Annotated in this window: 18 protein-coding genes and 1 pseudogene; 11 read left to right on the forward strand and 8 right to left on the reverse strand. The window is 68.9% G+C overall.

What is annotated here, in order from left to right; translation table 11 throughout:
- Positions 1-435 precede the first annotated feature (435 nt).
- The 5 genes and pseudogenes from OG558_RS16830 to OG558_RS16850 form a co-directional block, all read left to right on the forward strand.
- Positions 436-2,739, forward strand: a pseudogene (locus OG558_RS16830) (penicillin acylase family protein); the annotation flags it as partial.
- The gene (locus tag OG558_RS16835; RefSeq protein ID WP_405072176.1) at positions 2,713-3,198 is read left to right on the forward strand and encodes a discoidin domain-containing protein; all 486 of its coding nucleotides are present in this window, start codon (positions 2,713-2,715) and stop codon (positions 3,196-3,198) included. The pseudogene OG558_RS16830 and the gene OG558_RS16835, both read left to right, overlap by 27 nt.
- 27 nt (positions 3,199-3,225) lie before the next feature.
- Positions 3,226-3,744, forward strand: a complete 519-nt coding sequence (locus tag OG558_RS16840) for a YbjQ family protein (RefSeq protein ID WP_405071100.1) — start codon at positions 3,226-3,228, stop codon at positions 3,742-3,744.
- On the forward strand, positions 3,734-5,098 hold the full coding sequence (locus OG558_RS16845; protein WP_405071101.1) for a GH1 family beta-glucosidase: 1,365 nt from the start codon (positions 3,734-3,736) through the stop codon (positions 5,096-5,098). Before OG558_RS16840 ends, OG558_RS16845 begins: the two co-directional genes overlap by 11 nt.
- A complete protein-coding gene (locus tag OG558_RS16850) occupies positions 5,095-6,339 on the forward strand; it encodes an MFS transporter (protein ID WP_405071102.1) in 1,245 nt (414 codons plus the stop codon). The genes OG558_RS16845 and OG558_RS16850 overlap by 4 nt, the downstream gene beginning before the upstream one ends.
- Here OG558_RS16850 and OG558_RS16855 read toward each other — a convergent pair.
- From OG558_RS16855 to OG558_RS16865, 3 genes are all read right to left on the reverse strand, one after another.
- Entirely contained in the window at positions 6,328-6,471 is a 144-nt protein-coding gene (locus tag OG558_RS16855; protein ID WP_405071103.1) for a hypothetical protein, read from the reverse strand. The two genes, OG558_RS16850 and OG558_RS16855, sit on opposite strands and share 12 nt — an antisense overlap.
- A gap of 98 nt (positions 6,472-6,569) precedes the next feature.
- A complete protein-coding gene (locus OG558_RS16860; protein WP_405071104.1) occupies positions 6,570-7,862 on the reverse strand; it encodes a winged helix-turn-helix domain-containing protein in 1,293 nt (430 codons plus the stop codon).
- Positions 7,863-8,027: 165 nt separating this feature from the next.
- Positions 8,028-8,642 carry a VC0807 family protein gene (locus OG558_RS16865; RefSeq protein WP_405071105.1) on the reverse strand — a complete coding sequence of 205 codons (615 nt, stop codon included), beginning with the start codon at positions 8,640-8,642 and terminating at the stop codon, positions 8,028-8,030.
- Between the two features lie 111 nt (positions 8,643-8,753).
- Between OG558_RS16865 and OG558_RS16870 the strand changes: the two genes are divergently transcribed.
- Together OG558_RS16870 and OG558_RS16875 are read left to right on the forward strand one after the other, a co-directional pair.
- Positions 8,754-9,356: a TetR/AcrR family transcriptional regulator gene (locus OG558_RS16870; protein ID WP_405071106.1), complete on the forward strand. Its 603-nt coding sequence runs from the start codon at positions 8,754-8,756 to the stop codon at positions 9,354-9,356.
- Between the two features lie 30 nt (positions 9,357-9,386).
- Complete coding sequence (locus OG558_RS16875; protein WP_405071107.1) at positions 9,387-10,598, forward strand: pyridoxal phosphate-dependent aminotransferase; 1,212 nt, start codon at positions 9,387-9,389, stop codon at positions 10,596-10,598.
- On the opposite strand, the gene OG558_RS16880 is transcribed toward OG558_RS16875, so the two are convergent.
- From OG558_RS16880 to OG558_RS16895, 4 genes are read right to left on the reverse strand one after another with little or no spacing between them, the layout of a single operon-like run.
- Entirely contained in the window at positions 10,589-11,038 is a 450-nt protein-coding gene (locus OG558_RS16880) for an EVE domain-containing protein (RefSeq protein ID WP_405071108.1), read from the reverse strand. The two genes, OG558_RS16875 and OG558_RS16880, sit on opposite strands and share 10 nt — an antisense overlap.
- Before the next feature lie 4 nt (positions 11,039-11,042).
- Positions 11,043-12,557 carry a tripartite tricarboxylate transporter permease gene (locus OG558_RS16885; protein WP_405071109.1) on the reverse strand — a complete coding sequence of 505 codons (1,515 nt, stop codon included), beginning with the start codon at positions 12,555-12,557 and terminating at the stop codon, positions 11,043-11,045.
- Positions 12,557-13,069, reverse strand: coding sequence for a tripartite tricarboxylate transporter TctB family protein (locus OG558_RS16890; protein ID WP_405071110.1), 513 nt, complete (start codon positions 13,067-13,069; stop codon positions 12,557-12,559). The genes OG558_RS16885 and OG558_RS16890 overlap by 1 nt, the downstream gene beginning before the upstream one ends.
- Entirely contained in the window at positions 13,066-14,052 is a 987-nt protein-coding gene (locus tag OG558_RS16895; RefSeq protein WP_405071111.1) for a Bug family tripartite tricarboxylate transporter substrate binding protein, read from the reverse strand. Before OG558_RS16895 ends, OG558_RS16890 begins: the two co-directional genes overlap by 4 nt.
- A 200-nt stretch (positions 14,053-14,252) precedes the next feature.
- On the opposite strand from OG558_RS16895, the gene OG558_RS16900 reads away from it, so the two are divergent.
- The 4 genes from OG558_RS16900 (at position 14,253) to OG558_RS16915 (ending at position 17,755) form a co-directional block, all read left to right on the forward strand.
- Positions 14,253-15,896: an ATP-binding protein gene (locus OG558_RS16900; protein ID WP_405071112.1), complete on the forward strand. Its 1,644-nt coding sequence runs from the start codon at positions 14,253-14,255 to the stop codon at positions 15,894-15,896.
- Positions 15,893-16,558, forward strand: a complete 666-nt coding sequence (locus OG558_RS16905) for a response regulator (protein ID WP_405071113.1) — start codon at positions 15,893-15,895, stop codon at positions 16,556-16,558. Before OG558_RS16900 ends, OG558_RS16905 begins: the two co-directional genes overlap by 4 nt.
- Before the next feature lie 10 nt (positions 16,559-16,568).
- Positions 16,569-17,090, forward strand: a complete 522-nt coding sequence (locus OG558_RS16910) for a gamma carbonic anhydrase family protein (RefSeq protein ID WP_405071114.1) — start codon at positions 16,569-16,571, stop codon at positions 17,088-17,090.
- A gap of 302 nt (positions 17,091-17,392) precedes the next feature.
- Positions 17,393-17,755, forward strand: coding sequence for a cupin domain-containing protein (locus tag OG558_RS16915; RefSeq protein WP_328524093.1), 363 nt, complete (start codon positions 17,393-17,395; stop codon positions 17,753-17,755).
- 7 nt (positions 17,756-17,762) lie between these two features.
- Here OG558_RS16915 and OG558_RS16920 read toward each other — a convergent pair whose 3' ends face one another.
- Positions 17,763-18,353, reverse strand: coding sequence for a TetR/AcrR family transcriptional regulator (locus tag OG558_RS16920; RefSeq protein ID WP_405071115.1), 591 nt, complete (start codon positions 18,351-18,353; stop codon positions 17,763-17,765).
- Between the last annotated feature and the right edge of the window lie 25 nt (positions 18,354-18,378).

Raw genomic sequence — 18,378 nt, forward strand, 5'->3', positions numbered from 1 at the left:
AGCTACTGGTGAGTCATTCTCATTTTCCCCCGACCAAGGGAGGATTCCGTGCCCCGCCCCGCACCCAGAACCCGCGCCCTTCGTACGATCGCCGCGCTGGCCGTCACGGCCGTACTGGCCGCCCTGCCGACCCCCACCCAAGCGACGCCGGAAGCGGCCGCGGCCACCCCGGCCGACTACTGCGCCGGGCAGTGCCGCGACATCCTGCCGCCCGGGCAGAACGGCAACGCGACCTTCACGGATCTCCTTGCTTTCAAGGCTTTGGGGATCAGACCGGCCCATTTCAGCGACACCGTGAAGCCGTACCAGGACCTGGTCTGGAACTCGCAGGGCATCACGGACGACGGCCTCGCGCCGTACTACGACGACTCGTCGTTCGGGGTGAAACCGGGCGATGTGGCGAGCACGATCCATCCGCGCGCGGATGTGACGATCGTGCGGGACAAGTCCCGCGGCACCCCGCACATCACCGGCACCACCCGGCAGGGCGTGATGTTCGGCGCCGGGTACGCCGGCGCGCAGGACCGGCTGTTCGTGATGGACGTGTTCCGGCACCTCGGGCGCGGTCAGCTGACCCCGTTCGCGGGTGGTGCGGCGGCGAACCGCGCGTTCGAGCAGGAGTTCTGGCGGACCGCGCCGTACACCGAAGCCGATCTGCAGCGGCAGTACGACGACGCCGACGAGTTGTACGGCGCCGACGGCGTGAAGATGCAGCAGGACATCGAGGCCTGGGTGGACGGCGTCAACAACTACATCACCACGGTCGGCATCGCCTACCCCGGTGAGTACGTCGCGCTCGGCCTCGACTGGCCGACGCAGCCGTGGAAGGTGACCGACGTGGTCGCCACGGCCGCTGTGGTCGCGGGAATCTTCGGCACCGGCGGCGGCCAGGAAGTCACGTCGGCCTTGGCGTTGCTCGAGGCACAGGCGAAGTACGGCGTTGCCGAAGGCACCAAGGTGTGGGAGTCGTTCCGCTCGCAGAACGACCCGGAAGCGAGTACGACGGTGCACACCGGTACGACGTTCCCGTACGGCACGACCGGTCCGGACCCGGCCGGTCGCGCGATGCCGGACCGCGGCTCGGTCACTCCCGAGCCCGAGGTGATCGACACCGTCAACGCCAAGGCCGCGGCGAAGCCCGCGCCGAGGGGCTCGGAAGCGCTTCAGGGGATCTTCGATGGCGGCCTGTTCCCCGAAGGTTTCGGGAAGAAGGGCATGTCGAACGCGTTGCTCGTCTCCGGCGCCCACACCGAGAGCGGGAACCCGGTCGCGGTCTACGGCCCACAGACCGGGTACTTCGCGCCCCAGTTGCTGATGCGCCAGGAGCTCCAAGGGCCGGGCGTCAGCTCGCGCGGCATCGCGTTCGCCGGGCTCAACTTCTACACGCTGATCGGGCGCGGCCCCGACTACTCGTGGAGCGCGACGTCGGCGGGGCAGGACATCACCGACACCTTCGCCGTACCGCTGTGTGAGCCGGACGGCGGGACGCCGACGAAGAACTCGCAGTACTACGAGTTCCGCGGGCAGTGTGTCCCGATCGAGCGGCTCGAACGGCACAACGCGTGGTACTCCAGCCTCGGGTCGTCGGAGCCGGCCGGGTCCTACACGCTGGTTGCCCTGCGCACCAAGTACGGGATCGTCACGGATCGCGGCACGGTCGGCGGCCGCCCGGTGGTGTTCACCAGGAACCGATCGACGTACGGGAACGAGGCCGGGTCCGCGCTGGGCTTCATGCAGTTCAACGACCCAGACCGCATTCACTCGGCGGCAGACTTCCAGCAGGCGGCCGCCAACATCGGGTACACGTTCAACTGGTTCTACGCGGACAAGTCCTCGATCGCGTACTTCAACTCCGGTGACAACCCGGTCCGCGCGGCCGGCGCCGACCCGAACCTGCCGACCTGGAGCTCCTACGAGTGGCAGGGCTAGAACCCGGTGACCAATCGGGCCACGTACACCCCGCCCGCGCAGCACCCGCAGGTCGTCAACCAGGACTACCTGACCAGCTGGAACAACAAGCAGGCGCCCGGATTCTCCGCGTCCGACGGTCAGTGGGGATACAACTCGGTCTATCGCAGCCAGCCGCTCGACGACCGGATCAAGGCGGTCATCAACAGCGGCCAGAAATTCACCCGCGGCAAGTTGGTCGAGGCGATGGAGGACGCTGCCACCGTCGACCTCCGGGGCGATCAGGTGCTGCCTTACTTACTTCGTGTACTGAAGTCGGCCCCGATCACAGATCCGGCCGTCGCCGACGCGGTCGCCAAGCTCACCGCGTGGCAGCAGGCCGGCAGTCACCGCAAGACGCCGAACGCGTCCTCGAAGACGTACGACAACGCCGACGCAATCCGGATCCTCGACGCGTGGTGGCCGTTGCTGGTCCCTGCCGAGTTCAAAGACCTCGGGCCCGACCTGTACGGCGCTCTGGTCGCGAACCTGAAGATCGACGAGCGGCCGAGTGCGCAGGGCTCCGCGTTCCAGAGCGGGTGGTGGGGTTTCGTTCAGCGCGACCTGCGCAAGGTGCTCGGGGACCCAGTGAAGACGCCACAGCCGGTCACCTTCTGCGGCGGTGGTTCGCCGGCCGCGTGCCGGTCGGTGCTCACGGACTCCTTGCTGGCGGCGACCAAGGTGCCGGCGGCGACGACGTACCCGGCGACCGCGGACTGTGCGGCGGGCGATCAGTTCTGCGCGGACCAGATCGTGCACCAGCCGATGGGTGGGATCACCCAGGACCGCATCGCGTGGGTCAACCGGCCGACGTACCAGCAGGTGGTCGAGTTCCCGGCGCGGCGTGGTGACGATGTCAGCAACCTCGCCGCCGGGAAGACCGCGACCGCGAGCAGCTACGAGACGGGATGGTTCAACTCGCCGCCGGCGCACGCGGTCGACGGGAAGCTCGACACCCGATGGGCCAGCGACTGGTCGGACCCGCAGTGGTTGAAGGTTGACCTCGGCAACGAGCAGCCGGTCGGGCGGGTGGTGCTGAACTGGGAGGCCGCGTACGCGAAGTCGTACCGGGTGGAGGTGTCCCGGGACGGGACGAACTGGCAGCAGGTGTACGCGACGACCACGGGGAACGGAGGCGAGGATGTGCTGCGGTTCGGCGCCGTTCCAGCGCGGTATGTCCGGGTCACCGGGACGCAGCGGGCGACGTCGTACGGGTACTCGCTCTATGAGCTTCAGGTCTTCCGTCAGTGAGCACCACAGGCCTGTCAGGATGAGCGTATGACGCAGAACTATCCTCCGAACCCGAACCAGCCGTACCCGCCGCAGCAGGGTTACCAGCAGGGTCCGCCGCCGGGCTATGCGCCGCCGCAGGGGTACCAGCAGGGTCCGCCGCAGGTGGCTCCGCAGGGTTCGCCGTACCCGGTGCTGGTCTCGACGATGAACGACCTGCCGGGGTACACCGCGGACAAGGTGTTCGGCGAGGTCTTCGGGCTGACCGTGCGAAGCCGTGACTTCGGGTCGAACTTCACCGCGAGCTTCCGGTCGCTCGGCGGTGGCGAGGTGCCGGAGTACACCCAGATGCTGGCCGAGTCGCGGCACGTCGCGGTGATGCGGATGTGCCAGATGGCACAGCAGCTGGGCGCCAACGCGATCCTGGCGATGCGGTTCGACTGCAACGAGATCGCGCAGACGATGAGTGAGGTGGCGGCGTACGGCACGGCGGTGATCGTGCGGAAGGTCGAGCCGCCGCGGGTCCAGGACAGCAAGCCCGATGAGGATGATGCGAATGACAGGTGACTTGACGTTTCCGCCCGGATTCCGGTGGGGGGTCTCGACGTCGGCGTACCAGATCGAGGGTGCCGTGGCCGAGGGCGGCCGCGGTCCCTCCACCTGGGACACGTTCTGCGCCGAGCCCGGCCGGATCAGAGGAGGCGACACCGGCGCGGTCGCGTGCGACCACTACCACCGGTACGCCGAGGACGTCGCGCTGATGCGTGAGCTGGGGGTGGACACGTACCGGTTCTCGTTCTCCTGGCCGCGGATCCAGCCGTCAGGGAGCGGGCCGGCGGCGGCAGCCGGTATGGACTTCTACGACCGGCTGATCGACACGCTGCTCGGCGCCGGGATCCGGCCGGCGCCGACGCTGTACCACTGGGACACGCCGCAGCCGCTGGAGGACGCGGGTGGGTGGCTGTCTCGGGGCATCTGTGATCGCTTCGCGGACTATGCGGCGCTGCTGGCCGCGCGGTTCGCGGACCGGGTGCCGCAGTGGATCACGATCAACGAGCCGATGGTGCTCACCTTGATGGGCTATTCGCTCGGAGCACACGCGCCCGGGAAGGAACTGCTGTTCGACGCGCTCCCGGTCGCGCATCATCAGTTGCTCGCGCACGGCCGCGCGGTGCAGGCGTTGCGCGCGGCTGGGGCGACCGAGATCGGCATCGCCTCCAACCATGCGCCGACCTGGCCGGCCAGTGACAGCGTCGAGGACAAGGAAGCGGCCGGGCTGTACGACAACCTGATCAACTGGCTGTTCGCCGATCCGGTCCTGCTCGGGACATATCCGCCGGGCTTCGAGGCCGCGATGCCCGGACCCGTCGCCGACGACCTGACCGTCATCTCCACCCCGATCGACTTCTTCGGCATCAATCACTACGCACCCGTGTCCGTCGGCGCCGCAACCGGCCAGGCCGACACCGCCGCGACCGACGGCATCCAACTCCCGCCCGGCCTGCCCTTCGAACCACGCCAACTCACCGGCTACCCGACCACCGACTTCGGCTGGCCGGTGGTGCCCGCCGCGTTCGGCGAGATCCTGCGGATCTTCAAGGACCGGTACGGCGATCGGCTGCCACCTCTATACATCACCGAGAACGGGTGCGCGATCAACGACCACCCCGTCGACGGGGTCGTGTCCGACCAGCGGCGGATTGACTATCTGGACGGATATCTGCGATCGTTGCGCGCGGCAATGGACGATGGGATCGACGTCCGCGGATACTTCCAGTGGTCGTTGCTGGACAACTTCGAGTGGGCCGCCGGGTACTCGCAGCGGTTCGGCCTGGTGCACGTCGACTTCGCGACGCAGGTGCGGACTCCGAAAGCGTCGTACCACTGGTTTCGTGACGTGATCGCCCAGAGCCGGCCATGATTCCGGAGCCGGGGGTGGTGCCGGCGGCTCTCGCGGAACCGACCATACCCGTCCGGGCGCGGTGGACGGCGGCCGTCGTACTGGCGAACGTGGGGGTGTTCGCGGCGTGGCTCGGGCCGATCCAGGTGCTGCTCGCGAAGCAGTCGGAGGCAGTTGCTCCGGGCAACAAGGAGTTCGTGTTCGGGCTGGTCACCGGGGTCGGCGCGGCGGTGTCGGTGGTCGCGAATCCGGCGTTCGGGGCGATCTCGGACCGGACCCTGTCGCGGCACGGGCGCCGGGTGCCGTGGGTGGCGGCGGGTGCGCTGGGAGGCGCTGCCGGGCTGTTCGTCCTGGCCGGGGCGGACGTGATCGGGCTGATGCTGCTCGGTTGGTGCCTGATGCAACTGTTCGGGAACGCGCTACTGGCGGCCATCACCGCGACCGTGCCGGACCGCGTCCCGGTCTCGCAGCGTGGCGTGGTCGGTGGGTGGGTGGCGATCTCGCAGGTGCTCGGTGCGCTGGCCGGGACCGCGCTGGCTACCGCCGCGGGCGGGATCGGCCTCGGGTACGTCGCGTGTGCGGTCTTCCTGCTGTTGTCCGTCGTACCGTATCTGTGGCGGAGCGGGGACTCCCGGCTGGCGCAGCGGCCGCCGCTCGTGGTGCGGGACTTCCTCCGCGGGTTCTGGATCAGCCCGCGCCGGTACCCGGATTTCGGGTGGGCGTGGCTGACCCGCTTCCTGTTCAACGTGGGGAACGCGCTGGGGACGCTGTACCTCTTCTACTACCTGCAGGACGAGGTCGGCATCGATGATCCCGACACCGGCGTACTGATCCTGACCGCGATCTACAGCGTCTGCGTGCTGTGCACCGCGATCGGGTGCGGGAAATGGTCGGATTCCGTTGCCCGGCGCAAGGTCTTCGTCACCGGCTCCGGCCTGGTGATGGCCGCGGCGGGCGTCGTCCTCGCCGTCTGGCCGACCTGGCCCGGCGCCATCACCGGCGCGATCATCCTCGGCGCCGGCTTCGGCGTCTACCTCTCCGTCGACTTCGCCCTGCTCACCGAGGTCCTTCCCAGCGCCCGGGACCGCGCCAAGGACCTCGGCGTCATCAACATCGCCAACTCTCTTCCCCAGGTCCTCGCCCCTGCCATCGCCGCCCCGATCGTCAAGCACCTCGGCGGTTACCCCGTCCTCTACCTCCTAGCCTCCGCCGTCACCGCCCTGGCCGCGGTCCTCGTCCGCCAGATCCGCTCAGTCGATTGAGCGCCGTACTCGCGGCAACAGCGTGCTGACGAACGCGATGGCGACGCCGAGCCCGGCGGCCACGACGAAGACCAGGTCGTACCCGGTCGCGAGAGCGGCTGGAGAACTCCCGTCAACTGGAAGAGAGTGCAACCGGCGATCTCACCCCGGCCGAACAGGCCGAGGCGCTGGTAGTCCTTCAGCGCATCGAGGACAGCCTCACTCGCGCCGCCACGCCACCTGTCTAGTTGTCAGACGGCGACTGCTCGGGCGACGGAGCGGCCGAGGGGGCTGGTCGCGGTGACCTTGATGTGGTTGAGGCCTAGCCAGGCGGCCATCAGGTGGAGTTCGGCGGCCAGGGGTTGGGTGGGGTCCGGGGTGTTGGGCTCGGGGGTGAGGATGGGGACCACGAGGGTGGCGGTTTGGCGGTCGGACTTCAGGTCCACTCGCGCGACCAGGCGATCGCCGAGGAGGAACGGAAGGACGTAGTAGCCGTGGGTGCGTTGGGGGGCCGGGGTGTAAATGCTGATGCGGTAGAAGAAGTCGAACAGGTGGTGGGTGCGGTCGCGGTTCCAGATCAGCGGGTCGAAGGGGGAGAGGAGCGCTCGGGCGTTGATGAGGCGGTCCTTGGCTTCGTGCCAGCGGTAGCTCTGTTGGGTGATGCCTTCGACCCGGACGGGGATCAGGTTGCCGGCCTCGACCAGTTCGCCGATGACCTGGCGGGCTGTTGCTGTGGGCAACGTGAAGTGGCCCTGGCCGGCGCCGCAGAGGTCTTTGGCGGTCGCGACACCCAGCCCGCGGGCGGCGATCCGGATGAGCTCGCGGCGGGCCTCGTCGGCGGTCGGCTCCGGTGCGGACAGTACGTCGGCCGGCAGCACGCGCTCGGTGAGGTCGTAGACGCGCTCGAAGTTCCGCCGCCCCGCGATCGTCACTTGACCCGTGCAGAACAAGTACTCGATGGCGATCTTCGCGTCCTGCCAGTTCCACATCCGGCCGGTGGTCGGATCCGGATCCGCGTCGGTCCGCTTCCGCCGTACGCCGTCCGGACTCGCCTCGCCGGCCGTGAGGGGGCCCTTCTCGGTGACGATGGCGCGCACCTGGTCGACGTACTCGGGTCGCTCGGCGCTCAGCCGCCGCATCCCGGCGACAACCGACCAGGGCGCGGTCACGTCGGGGCTCAGCTCCTGGTTCCACACCTGCCGCTCCGCCGCGCGCATCCGCCAGCGCAGCAACGGGTAGTAGCTCAACGGCAGCAGCGCGGCCTTGTGTCCCCAGAAGTACTCGAACAGCTCCCGGCCGTCTCCCCAGCTGATCCGGTCGAGTGTCGTCCGCGCGTAGTCCCCGACCCGGGCGAACACCGGCAGGTAATGCGACCGGCACAGCACATTCACCGAATCGAGCTGCAGCACCCCGGCCCAGTCGATCGCCTTCCGCAGCCCCCGTACATCCGCACGCCCGCCAGGCCGCGCTTCCCCGAACCCCTGCGCATCCAGGGCGATCCGCCGCGCAACCTCGACCGAGATCTCATCACCAACCGCCACCATGAGCCGAACCTATCCCCGCCCCGGCCCATCACGCGGGTGGACGTGACGATGGCGGACCGCCCGGCCATCACGATGCCCCGACGCCGCGGCCGTCCGGCGGCCGCCGGCCTCACTCGGCCAGTTGTGATGGCCCGCACGTCCGCCATCCGCGGGTCCACCGGCCCCTTAGCGCGCATGGACCTGCTCCACTGCACGTTTGCGGTACCAAATGCCCCAGCCGACCAGCACTGCGAGAGAGCCGACGTGCAGCACCGGTGACAGGTTCGCCATGACGTCGACGGGCAGCAGGTAGACGAGCACCAGGCGGACGATCGCATCGGCGAGGAGCACACCGCCAATGACGGCGCTCAGCTTCAGGAAACGGCGGCGGAACTGCGGCTGAGTGCGCCAGCGCTCGTCCCATTCGGCGAGGAGTTCCGGCTTGCCGGCGTTGAGTTTCCGGGCCAGCGTGTAGATCAGCGGGCGGCCGGTCAGGCATGAGCCCACGAGCAGCAGCCCGGCCGCGCCGGACAGGACCGATTCGCGCGCTAGCAGGATCCGCGGGTCGCCGGTGAGCAGCGACAACACGAGCAGCAGGGCGAAGCTCGCACCCACCAACGCCCCGAGTCCGTTCAGCCGACGGTGTACGACGGCCACGAACGCGACGCGGATCAGCGCCGCGACACCGCCCGCGGCCAGGGCCGGGAGGACGTCGTACCCGAGGGCACGTCCGCCGTAATAGACGACGGCCGGCAGACCGACGTCCCAGAGCAACCCCCGCAGGAGTTTCCGCTTGTCCATCAGAACCTCTCTCCATCAGATAAGATACTGCCAGTAGCTTAAGAGGTGTGTGACAAGCGTGATTAGGTCAGATGTCATGGGATACTCTGGGTATCTCTCACGGGAGGTTGGATGACCCAGGTGACGCGCCGGCGGGGCGCCGCCCTCGAGCAGGCGATCCTCGATGCGGCGGTCGAGGAGCTCAACGAGGTCGGCTACCACCGCCTGACCATGGACAGCGTCGCCGCCCGCGCCGGAACCGCGAAGAACGTCATCTACCGGCGCTGGCCGAGCCGTGCGGCGCTCAGTATCGCGGCTTATCGGCAGATGCTGCCGACCAACCCGGAGGCAACACCCGACACCGGTTCGCTCCGTGGGGACGCGCTCGCCCTGCTCACCCGTGCCAACGACCGGTTGTCGTCCCCGGTCGGACGGATCCTCCGAGAGTTGCTGACCGACATCCAGTCCGACCCGGAGCGGCTGCGTGAGCTGCGCGACCAGATGGCCCGAGCCGGCATCGGCGTGTGGCTGACGGTGCTGGCCCGGGCAGCGAGCCGAGGCGAGGTCGACCCGGCCGCACTCACACCCCGCGTCGCCACGGTCGCCGTCGATCTGCTCCGCAACGAGTACGCATTGAACGGCGCGACCAGTGTCCCCGGCAGCGTCCTGACCGAGATCGTCGACGAGGTGTTCCTCCCGCTGACCACGCGGGCACGGGCTGAGCGTCGTACCTGAGGCTGACATGCCGCGGCTAAGGTTTCGGATATGTCGGTGAAGCAGTCGTCCAAGCTCGCGAACGTTTGTTACGAGATCCGCGGCCCGGTGCTGGAGGAGGCGCAGCGGCTGGAGGCGGCGGGGCATCGGATCCTCAAGCTGAACACGGGGAATCCGGCGCCGTTCGGGTTCGAATGTCCGCCGGAGATCCTCGAGGACATCGTCCGTAACCTCGCCGACGCGCATGGTTACGGTGACGCGAAGGGCCTGCCGTCCGCCCGGCGCGCGATCGTGCAGCACTACCAGCCCGCGGGCGTTCACCTGGACATCGACGACATCTACATCGGCAACGGCGTCTCCGAGCTGATCCAGATGGCCGTGCAGGCGCTGCTCGAGGACGGGGACGAGGTCCTCATCCCCGCGCCGGACTACCCGCTGTGGACCGCGGCGGTCGCGCTGGCCGGCGGTACGCCGGTGCACTACCGCTGTGACGAGCAGTCCGACTGGATGCCGGACCCGGCCGACATCGAGGCGAAGATCACCGACCGCACCAAGGCGCTGGTGATCATCAACCCCAACAACCCGACCGGTGCCGTGTACGACCACGACCTGCTGGTGACGCTGGTCGACATCGCCCGCCGGCACGGTCTGCTCATCTACGCCGACGAGATCTACGAGAAGATCCTGTACGACGACGCCGTGCACATCCCGGTCGCGTCACTGGCTCCCGACGTACTGACGCTCACCTTCAACGGACTGTCCAAGGCGTACCGGGTGGCCGGCTACCGCTGCGGCTGGCTCGCGGTCAGCGGTCCCAAGCACCAGGCGACCAGCTATCTCGAGGGCCTGACGATCCTGTCGAACATGCGGTTGTGCGCGAACATGCCGGCCCAGCACGCCATCGCCACCGCACTCGGTGGCAGGCAGTCGATCCGGGAGCTCGTCCTGCCCGGCGGTCGGCTGCTGGCGCAGCGGGACACGGCGTACGAACTGCTGACGCAGATCCCTGGGGTGACGTGTGTGAAGCCGAAGGGCGCGCTGTATGTGTTCCCGCGGCTCGACCCGAAGGTGTTCGGCATCACCGACGACCGCCAGTTCGTGCTGGACCTGCTCCGCGCCGAGAAGATCATGATCGTCCAGGGCACCGGCTTCAACTGGCCCGAACCGGACCACATCCGGATCGTCACGCTCCCGCACAAGGATCAGCTCCAGGACGCCCTGACCCGCATCGCCACCTTCCTCGACACCTACCGTCAACGCTGAGCCATCGCACTCCGCAGCAGCAGGAAGTCCTCGACGGTGAGTGACACCAGTCCCCGGCGGAGTTGATAGCCCCAGTTGGGCTGCTGGGTCAGGTTGAGCTCGGCAGTGATGTCGGCGAGGGCGGCCGGCTCGACGGCGTCGAAGTCGACCCGGCGCCGCCAGGGGCGAACGATGCCGTGGGCACCCATCGACATCGGCTCCGCCTGGTAGGGCTCGGTATCGGCGACGACCCCGAGCGCGGTGAAGGCGCGGAGCGGCGTCTTCTCGCCGTACTGATCGGTCGGCGAGTAGATGACGAAGCCGTCTCCGAGCCTCAGTCGGGCTACGCCTGGCCGTTTCCCGTGGTTGAGCTGGATGAAGCCGTCCTCGGTGGCGCGCCGGGAATGGTCCGCCGACACGACACCGAGCCAGGCCCGTTCAGGTTGAGAGGTAGTAGTCACCCACCTACTGTCCGCCCGTATATACGACATCTTTCGTCATGATTTTCCGGCGGATTCCGGCGATCAGCGGCCAGGCCAGCATGGCCAGGATGACGGCGTAGATGAGGTAGGCGACCGGCCCGCCGATCAGGCCGGACGGGTCGCCGTTGGACAGTTGCAGGGACATCCGGGCCTGGCGTTCGGCGATCGGGCCGAGGATGACGCCGATGATCAGCGGCAGCACCGGCAGACCGAAGCGGCGCATCGCGAAACCGAGCAGGCCCAGCAGCAGGAGCAGGAGTAGGTCGAGCGGTTGCGCGTTCACGGCGTACGCACCCATCGAGGCGAAGAAGATGATCCCGGCGTACAGGTACGGACGGGGGATCTGCAGGAGCTTCGCCCAGGCCGGTGCCAGCGGCAGGTTGAGCAGGAGCAGCATCAGGTTGCCGATGAACAGACTGGCGATCAGCGCCCAGACCAGCTTCGGCTCGCGCTGGAAGAGCAGCGGCCCCGGTTGGATCCCGTACGACGTGAACGCCGCCAGCATCACCGCGGCAGTCGCGTTCGTCGGCAACCCGAGGGCCAGCATCGGCACCAGGGTCCCAGCGGCCGAGGCGTTGTTGGCTGCCTCCGGTCCGGCCACGCCCTCGATCGCGCCGTGGCCGAACTCCTCCGGATGCTTGGAGAGCTTCTTCTCCGTCGCGTACGAGAGGAACGTCGGGATCTCCGCACCACCGGCCGGCAGCGCCCCGATCGGGAACCCGTACGCCGTCCCGCGCAGCCACGGCTTCCACGAGCGGCGCCAGTCCGAGTGACCCATCCACGGCCGGCCGACCGGGATCACCGTGCCCGGGTTACGGCGCAGGTGCGCGGCCACCCAGAGCGCCTCGCCGACGGCGAAGATGCCGACGGCAACCACCACGACATCGATGCCGTCGGCAAGCTGGGGGATGCCGAAGGTGAGTCGCTCCTGGCCCGTCACCTTGTCGATCCCGACCAGGCCGATCACCAGTCCGAGCAGCAGTGCGGCGAAACCGCGGATCCGCGACGAGCCGAGCACCGACGTCGCGCCGGCGAACGCGAGCAGCATGATCGCCAGGTAGTCCGGCGCGCCCAGGCTGATCGCGAACTTCACCACCTGCGGCGCCACCAGGACGAGCAGGACGGTCCCGATCGTGCCGGCCACGAAGGACCCGATCGCTGCCGTCGCCAGCGCCTGCGCGGCCCGGCCGGCCCGGGCCATCTTGTTGCCCTCGATCGCCGTCACCACCGACGACGACTCGCCCGGGGTGTTGAGCAGGATCGACGTCGTCGAGCCGCCGTACATGCCGCCGTAGAAGATGCCGGCGAACATGATGAACGCCTGCACCGGCGCCAGCCCGTACGTGATCGGCAGCAGCAGCGCGACGGTCATTGCCGGCCCGATCCCCGGCAGTACGCCGACCGCCGTACCGACCGTCACCCCGAGCAGTGCGAGCAGGAGGTTGAGCGGCGTCAGCACGTCGCCGAACCCGTTGAGCAGGTTCACCAGGTTGTCCATCAGAGGATCCCTTGCAGTACGCCGGCCGGGAGGTTGACGCCGAGGCCGATCGCGAAGGCGTAGAACGTGCTCAGCGACAACGCCGCCGCGATGAACAGATTGCGGATGTGATGCCGGCTGCCGAGTGCGAACGCCGAGCCCCAGAACAGCAGGCCACCGCTGATCACCCAGCCCAGCGGCTCGATCAGCGCCAAGTTGACCACGAACGCGCCGACCAGGAGCAGCACCGTCCGCCAGTCCACCGGTGAGGTCACGTCGATGTCCTCGCCGCCTTCGGCCTCCCCGGTTCCACCGCGGGCGACGTCGACGGCGTACAGGATCGCGATCAGCAGCAGGAGCGCGCCGAGCACGATCGGGACCGGCTTCGGCCCGATCGGGTCGTTGCTGTTGGCAATGTGCCGGATCCGGGCGGCGTCGGTGATCACCAGGACACCGACCACCGCCAGGAACGCACACACGCCGTACTGCGCCCGATCCCGCCGAGTCTCGATGTGAGGCTCGGCCGTGGTCATGCCGCGAGACCCAGCTTGGTCAGGATGTCCGCGACCGCCTTGTCCTGGTCGGTGAGGAACTTCCCGAACTCGTCACCGGTGACGAAGGCGTCGGTCCAGCCGTGCTTGGTCAGCTCGGCCTTCCACTCCGAAGAGTCGTGCATCTTCGTCAGCGCGTCGATCCAGACCGCCTTGTCCTCGGCGCTGATCTCCGGCGGCGCGACGATGCCACGCCAGTTGGTGAACACCAGGTCGATCCCGGACGACTTCAGCGTCGGCACGTCCTTCAGCGCCTCGACCGGCTGCTCACTCGTCACCGCGAGAACCCGCACCTGACCACTCTGCACCTGGTCCAGGAACTCGCCGAATCCGCTGGCCCCGAAGGCGATCTTGCTTCCCAGCAAGGCGGGGAGGAGCTCACCGCCGCCGTCGTACGAGACGAAGTTGACGTCCTTCGGGTTGATGCCGACGGCCTGCGCGAGCTGCATCGGCAACAGGTGGTCTGGCCCGCCGGGCGACGAGCCGCCGCCGACCGCGAGCCCCTTCGGGTTCGCCTTCCACGCGGTGACCAGGTCGCCGATCGTCTTGTACGGCGAGTCCTTCGGTACGACGATCGCCCCGGCCTCCTCGATCAGCTTGGCCAGCGGGGTGGTCTGGGTCAGCGTCGCCTTCGACTTCGACGTGTACGTCGCGCCGACCACACCGAGCCCCATCTGCATGGCGAGCTTGCCGTTGCCCTTCTCGTTCACGGTCCGCTGCAGGCCGACCGTGCCGCCGGCGCCGGGCAGGTTGAAGACCTGCACGCCGGTCGCGATCTTCGCGTCCTCCAGCACCTTCGCGGCGACCCGGGCGGTGGTGTCGTACCCGCCGCCGGCCGCGTTCGGCACCATCAGCCGAAGACCCGTGGCCGGCTTGCCGGCATCGGTCTGATCTTTTTGGTCCGCGGTCGCGCCGCAAGCAGTCATACTGAGCAGCGCGAGCAGCGCGGTGGATGCCAAGAGCATCGGCCTAGACCTCATCGGCGGAGTCCTTTCACAGGCAGTGGTTCAGGTGGCGACGATCGTGGTCTCCTGGTGGGCAGGCCGTCTGCCTTCTGTCAGCAGCGGAGGTTGAGTTCATTGTGGTCACGACGGGAATCCCGCTGAAGGGTGGCCCTCGAGCGCACAACCCGGTGATCATGCGGCATGGCGTTGAAACTGAGGCTGTGCTTGTGAGATTAGGGAAGCCGACCCTGGCCGGCCAGCTGCTGGTGCTGCAGCTGGCGATCGTGGTGGTGGTGCTGGTCGCCGTCGCCGCGGTCTCGCTCGCCCAGTCCGCCGCGACCTTCAACCGGGTCGAGGGCCGCCGGGTGACCGCGCTGGCCGAGCAGCTGTCCGGCAACCAGACCCTGCGGTTCGGCATCCGGCACCCGGCGCCGGCCGAGGTCCTCGCGCCGCTGCTCCAGACCACGCTGACCCAGTCCGGCGTCACGTCGATCACAGTCGCCGACGCCCAGGGCCGCGTGATCGCGGCGACCAACCCGACGTCGATCGGCACCGCGCTGACGCTGGGTGACGCGACCGTCGCGAAAGGCCGCGGATGGTCGGGAGAGCTGCGCGTCGACGACGGGAAGGAGCTGGTCTCCCAGGTTCCGGTGCTCAGCGATGGCGTCGACGACGGGACGCTCGGCGATCACATCGGGACCGTGATGGTGGGTGAGCGGGCGCCGTCGATCTGGCAGCGGCTCCGCGGCGCATCGTCGTACCTGGCGATCTATCTCGGGATCGCGTGCCTGCTCGGGCTGCTCGGGTCGTGGCTGCTCGCGCGCCGGATCAAGCGGCAGACGCTCGGACTCGAGCCGCGGGAGATCGCCGGGCTGGCCGAGCACCGCGAGGCCATGCTCTACGGGCTGGCCGAGGGGGTCGTGGCGCTGGATCCGCAGCTGCGAGTCACCCTGGTGAACGACGTCGGCCGGCGACTGCTCGACCTGCCGGAGAAGGCGGTCGGCAGGAGCCTGCGGGAGCTGGGGATCGAGGGCCGGCTGCGGGAGGTGCTGGCGGGGGAGCACAACGGTGACGAGGCCCGCGACGCGGTCGTCGTACGGCGGGGTCGTGTGCTGGTGATGAACCGGATGGACGTGCTGAAGGACGGGCGGTCGCTCGGATCGGTGACCACGCTGCGGGACCGGACCGAGTTGGCGCAACTCGAGCGGGAGCTGGGGTCGTTCCGGAGTTCGGCCGAGTTGCTGCGGGCCCAGACGCACGAGTTCGCGAACCAGTTGCACACGATCTCCGGGCTGATCCAGATCGGGGAGTACGACGAGGTCGTCACGTACGTCGGTGCGCTCAACCGCTATCGTGAGTCGCTCGACCTGACCGTGACCCGGCGGGTCCATGACACCGCGGTCGCCGCCCTGCTGATGGCGAAGTCCTCCGTCGCGGCCGAACGCCGCGTCGAGCTCCGGGTGTCCGAACGCACCACGCTGCTCCGGCTCGATCCGGAGCTGTCCGCCGACGTCGCCACCGTGATCGGCAACCTGGTCGACAACGCGATCGACGCCGCCGCCCACTCGGGTACGCCGCTGTCGCCCGCGTGGGTCGAGGTCGAACTGCGGCAGGACGCCAGCAGCGTCGAGATCGTGGTCCGCGACTCCGGTCCGGGCATCGCGCCTGAGCTGGTGCAGGAGGTGTTCGCGCACGGGTTCACCACCAAGGCCGCGGCCGAGGGCGAACGCGGGATCGGGCTGGCGATGACCCGCCTGGTCTGCCGCCGCCGCGGCGGCGAGGTCGCGGTCACCAACACCGAGGACGGCGGCGCGGCGTTCATCGCCCGGATGTCCGTCCAGCGCCTGCCCGAGGGAGCCCGATGATCAAGGTCCTGGTCGTCGACGACGACTTCATGGTCGCCCGGATCCACCGCGGTTTCGTGGAGCGGGTGGACGGCTTCGAGGTCGTCGGTACGGCGAACTCCGGTGAGCAGGCCCTGGACGCGCTGCGCGAACTGCGACCCGACCTGGTGCTGCTGGATCTCTACCTGCCCGACGTGTTCGGGCTTGACCTGATCGGCCGGATGCGGGCCGCGCAGCCGGATTGCGACATCCTGGTGATCACGGCGGCGCGCGAGGCTGACGCCGTACGAGGAGCTGTGCGGCAGGGTGTCGTCAACTATCTGCTGAAACCCTTCGGTTTCGAGGATCTGCGGTCGCGGCTGGAGGAGTACGCGCGGCGGCGGGCGAGTGTGCCGGATCGGGTCACCAGCCAGGCCGATGTCGATCGCGTGCTCGCTCCGGCCCGGTCCTCGGTGAGCAGACTGCCGAAGGGCTTGAGCCAGGAGACCGCGGACCTGGTGGCCGCGGCGCTCCGGACCGCCGAGCGCAACCTGTCCGCCGCCGAGTGCGCCGAGAAGGTCGGCATCTCCCGGGTCAGCGCGCGCCGCTATCTCGAGTTCTTCTGTACACGCGGCCAGGCCGACGTGGCCCTGCGCTACGGCACTACCGGGCGGCCCGAACGCCGGTACCGCTGGCGCGCGTAGGGTGCCGCGTATGCCGCTGTTTTCGTTTGAGGGAAAAAGCCCGAGCATTCACCCGGATGCCTGGATCGCGCCGACCGCGACGCTGGTCGGCGACGTCGTCGTCGAGGCGGGCGTCTCGATCTGGTACGGCGCGGTGATCCGGGCCGACCTGGGCACGATCACGATCCGGGCCGGGGCGAACATCCAGGACAACACCGTGATCCATGTCGGCAGCAACGGTTGTGAGATCGGCCCGAACGTGACCGTCGGCCACCAGTGCCTGGTGCACGACTGCACGATCGGTGAACAGGCCCTGGTCGGCAACGGCGCGATCGTCCTGGACGGCGCGGTCGTCGGCGCACGATCCCTGATCGCGGCCGGCTCGACCGTGACGCCTGGCGCGGTGATCCCACCCGAATCCGTTGCCCTCGGCAGCCCCGCCAAGAAGATCGTCCCGCTCGAAGGCACCGCCAAGCTCTTCGTCGACCACAACGCCGCCGTCTACCACAACCTCGCCCAACGTCACGCCGCCACGGTCGAAGAAGTCGGATGAAACCCGGTGAGCTCGACCGGCGGGCCAAACTGCACTTCGCCCGCCAGGCCGTCCTGGCCCAGTTGACCGGCCCGGCACGGATTCCCCGCCTGCTTCGCGACCTCGATGCGCCGCGAAACCGCCGAGCGGCCCAACTCACGAGCGGCCGTCCTCTGGCGCCTGGGGATGCGCCTGCCCCTGAACCACAACCCCCTGGACCGCAAGGACTCCTAGGCCGCGGGGCGGGTCGGGGAGCGGGAGAAAGCGGTGGGAAGGGACCCGGTGTGAGGTTACGGTGGCAGCCTGACCGAGGGAGGGTACTCATGACCGAGATCGCGAACTCCGGCGCCGCGGTGATCAGCCGCGCGGACGGGCGGGACGACGGCGAGGACTGGACCGAGAACTACACCGAGCTCCCGGGCGGTGCGAACGTCTCGCTGATCCTCGAGTCCACCACGCAGGAAGGCGTCGGCCCCCGGCTGCACAAGCATCCGTACGCCGAGACCTTCATCATCCGGCGTGGTACGGCGACGTTCACCGTCGACACCGAGGAGATCGTCGGCAAGGCCGGCCAGATCCTTGTCGTCCCCGCCGACACCCCGCACAAGTTCCGCACCGGCCCCGGCGGCTACGAAGCCGTCCACATCCACGCCAACCCCACCTTCGAAACCATCTGGCTCGAGTAGTGGTTCGTCACCCGGGCACACGTTCCCCGGGTGGGGTGAAGGCGGCCAGGAGGGTCGCGGTGATGTAGGGGGCGGCCTGGTCGGGGGTGATGCGGGCGGCGTGGATGTCGTCGGCGGCGCCGTGCATCACGTTGTGCATCACGCTGACCAGCCACGACGTGGGCAGGTCGGTCCGGAACACACCTTCTGTGCGGCCGCGCTCGATCAGTCGCTCCACGCGCGCCGTCGGGTCCGCGTGCAACTCCCGCACCCGGCCGGGCGGGAGCGTGTCCTGCGCCGCGATCAGGAGTGAGCGGTAGCGGTCGACCAGATGCCAGCTGGACTCGGTCAGCCGGGCCAGCGCCGCGCGCGGATCGCCGCTCAGGTCGACCTGCCCGAGCGACTCCTCGCCGCTCTCGATCGCATGCACGAACACCGCGTCGACCAGGTCGCTCCGGGCCGGGAAATGACCGTAGAGCGTGACGCGCCCGACGCCGGCCGCCTTCGCGATCTCGCTCGTACTCGCGGCCGGATCGCGGCTCAGGCATTCGGTCGCCGCTGCCACGATCGCGGCGATGTTCCGCTGCGCGTCCGCCCGCTTGCCGGTGGTCTGCGCCATCCACACTCCTCTTGTCGAACACCGC

The sequence above is a fragment of the Kribbella sp. NBC_01510 genome, assembly GCF_045040325.1.
Lineage (GTDB): Bacteria > Actinomycetota > Actinomycetes > Propionibacteriales > Kribbellaceae > Kribbella.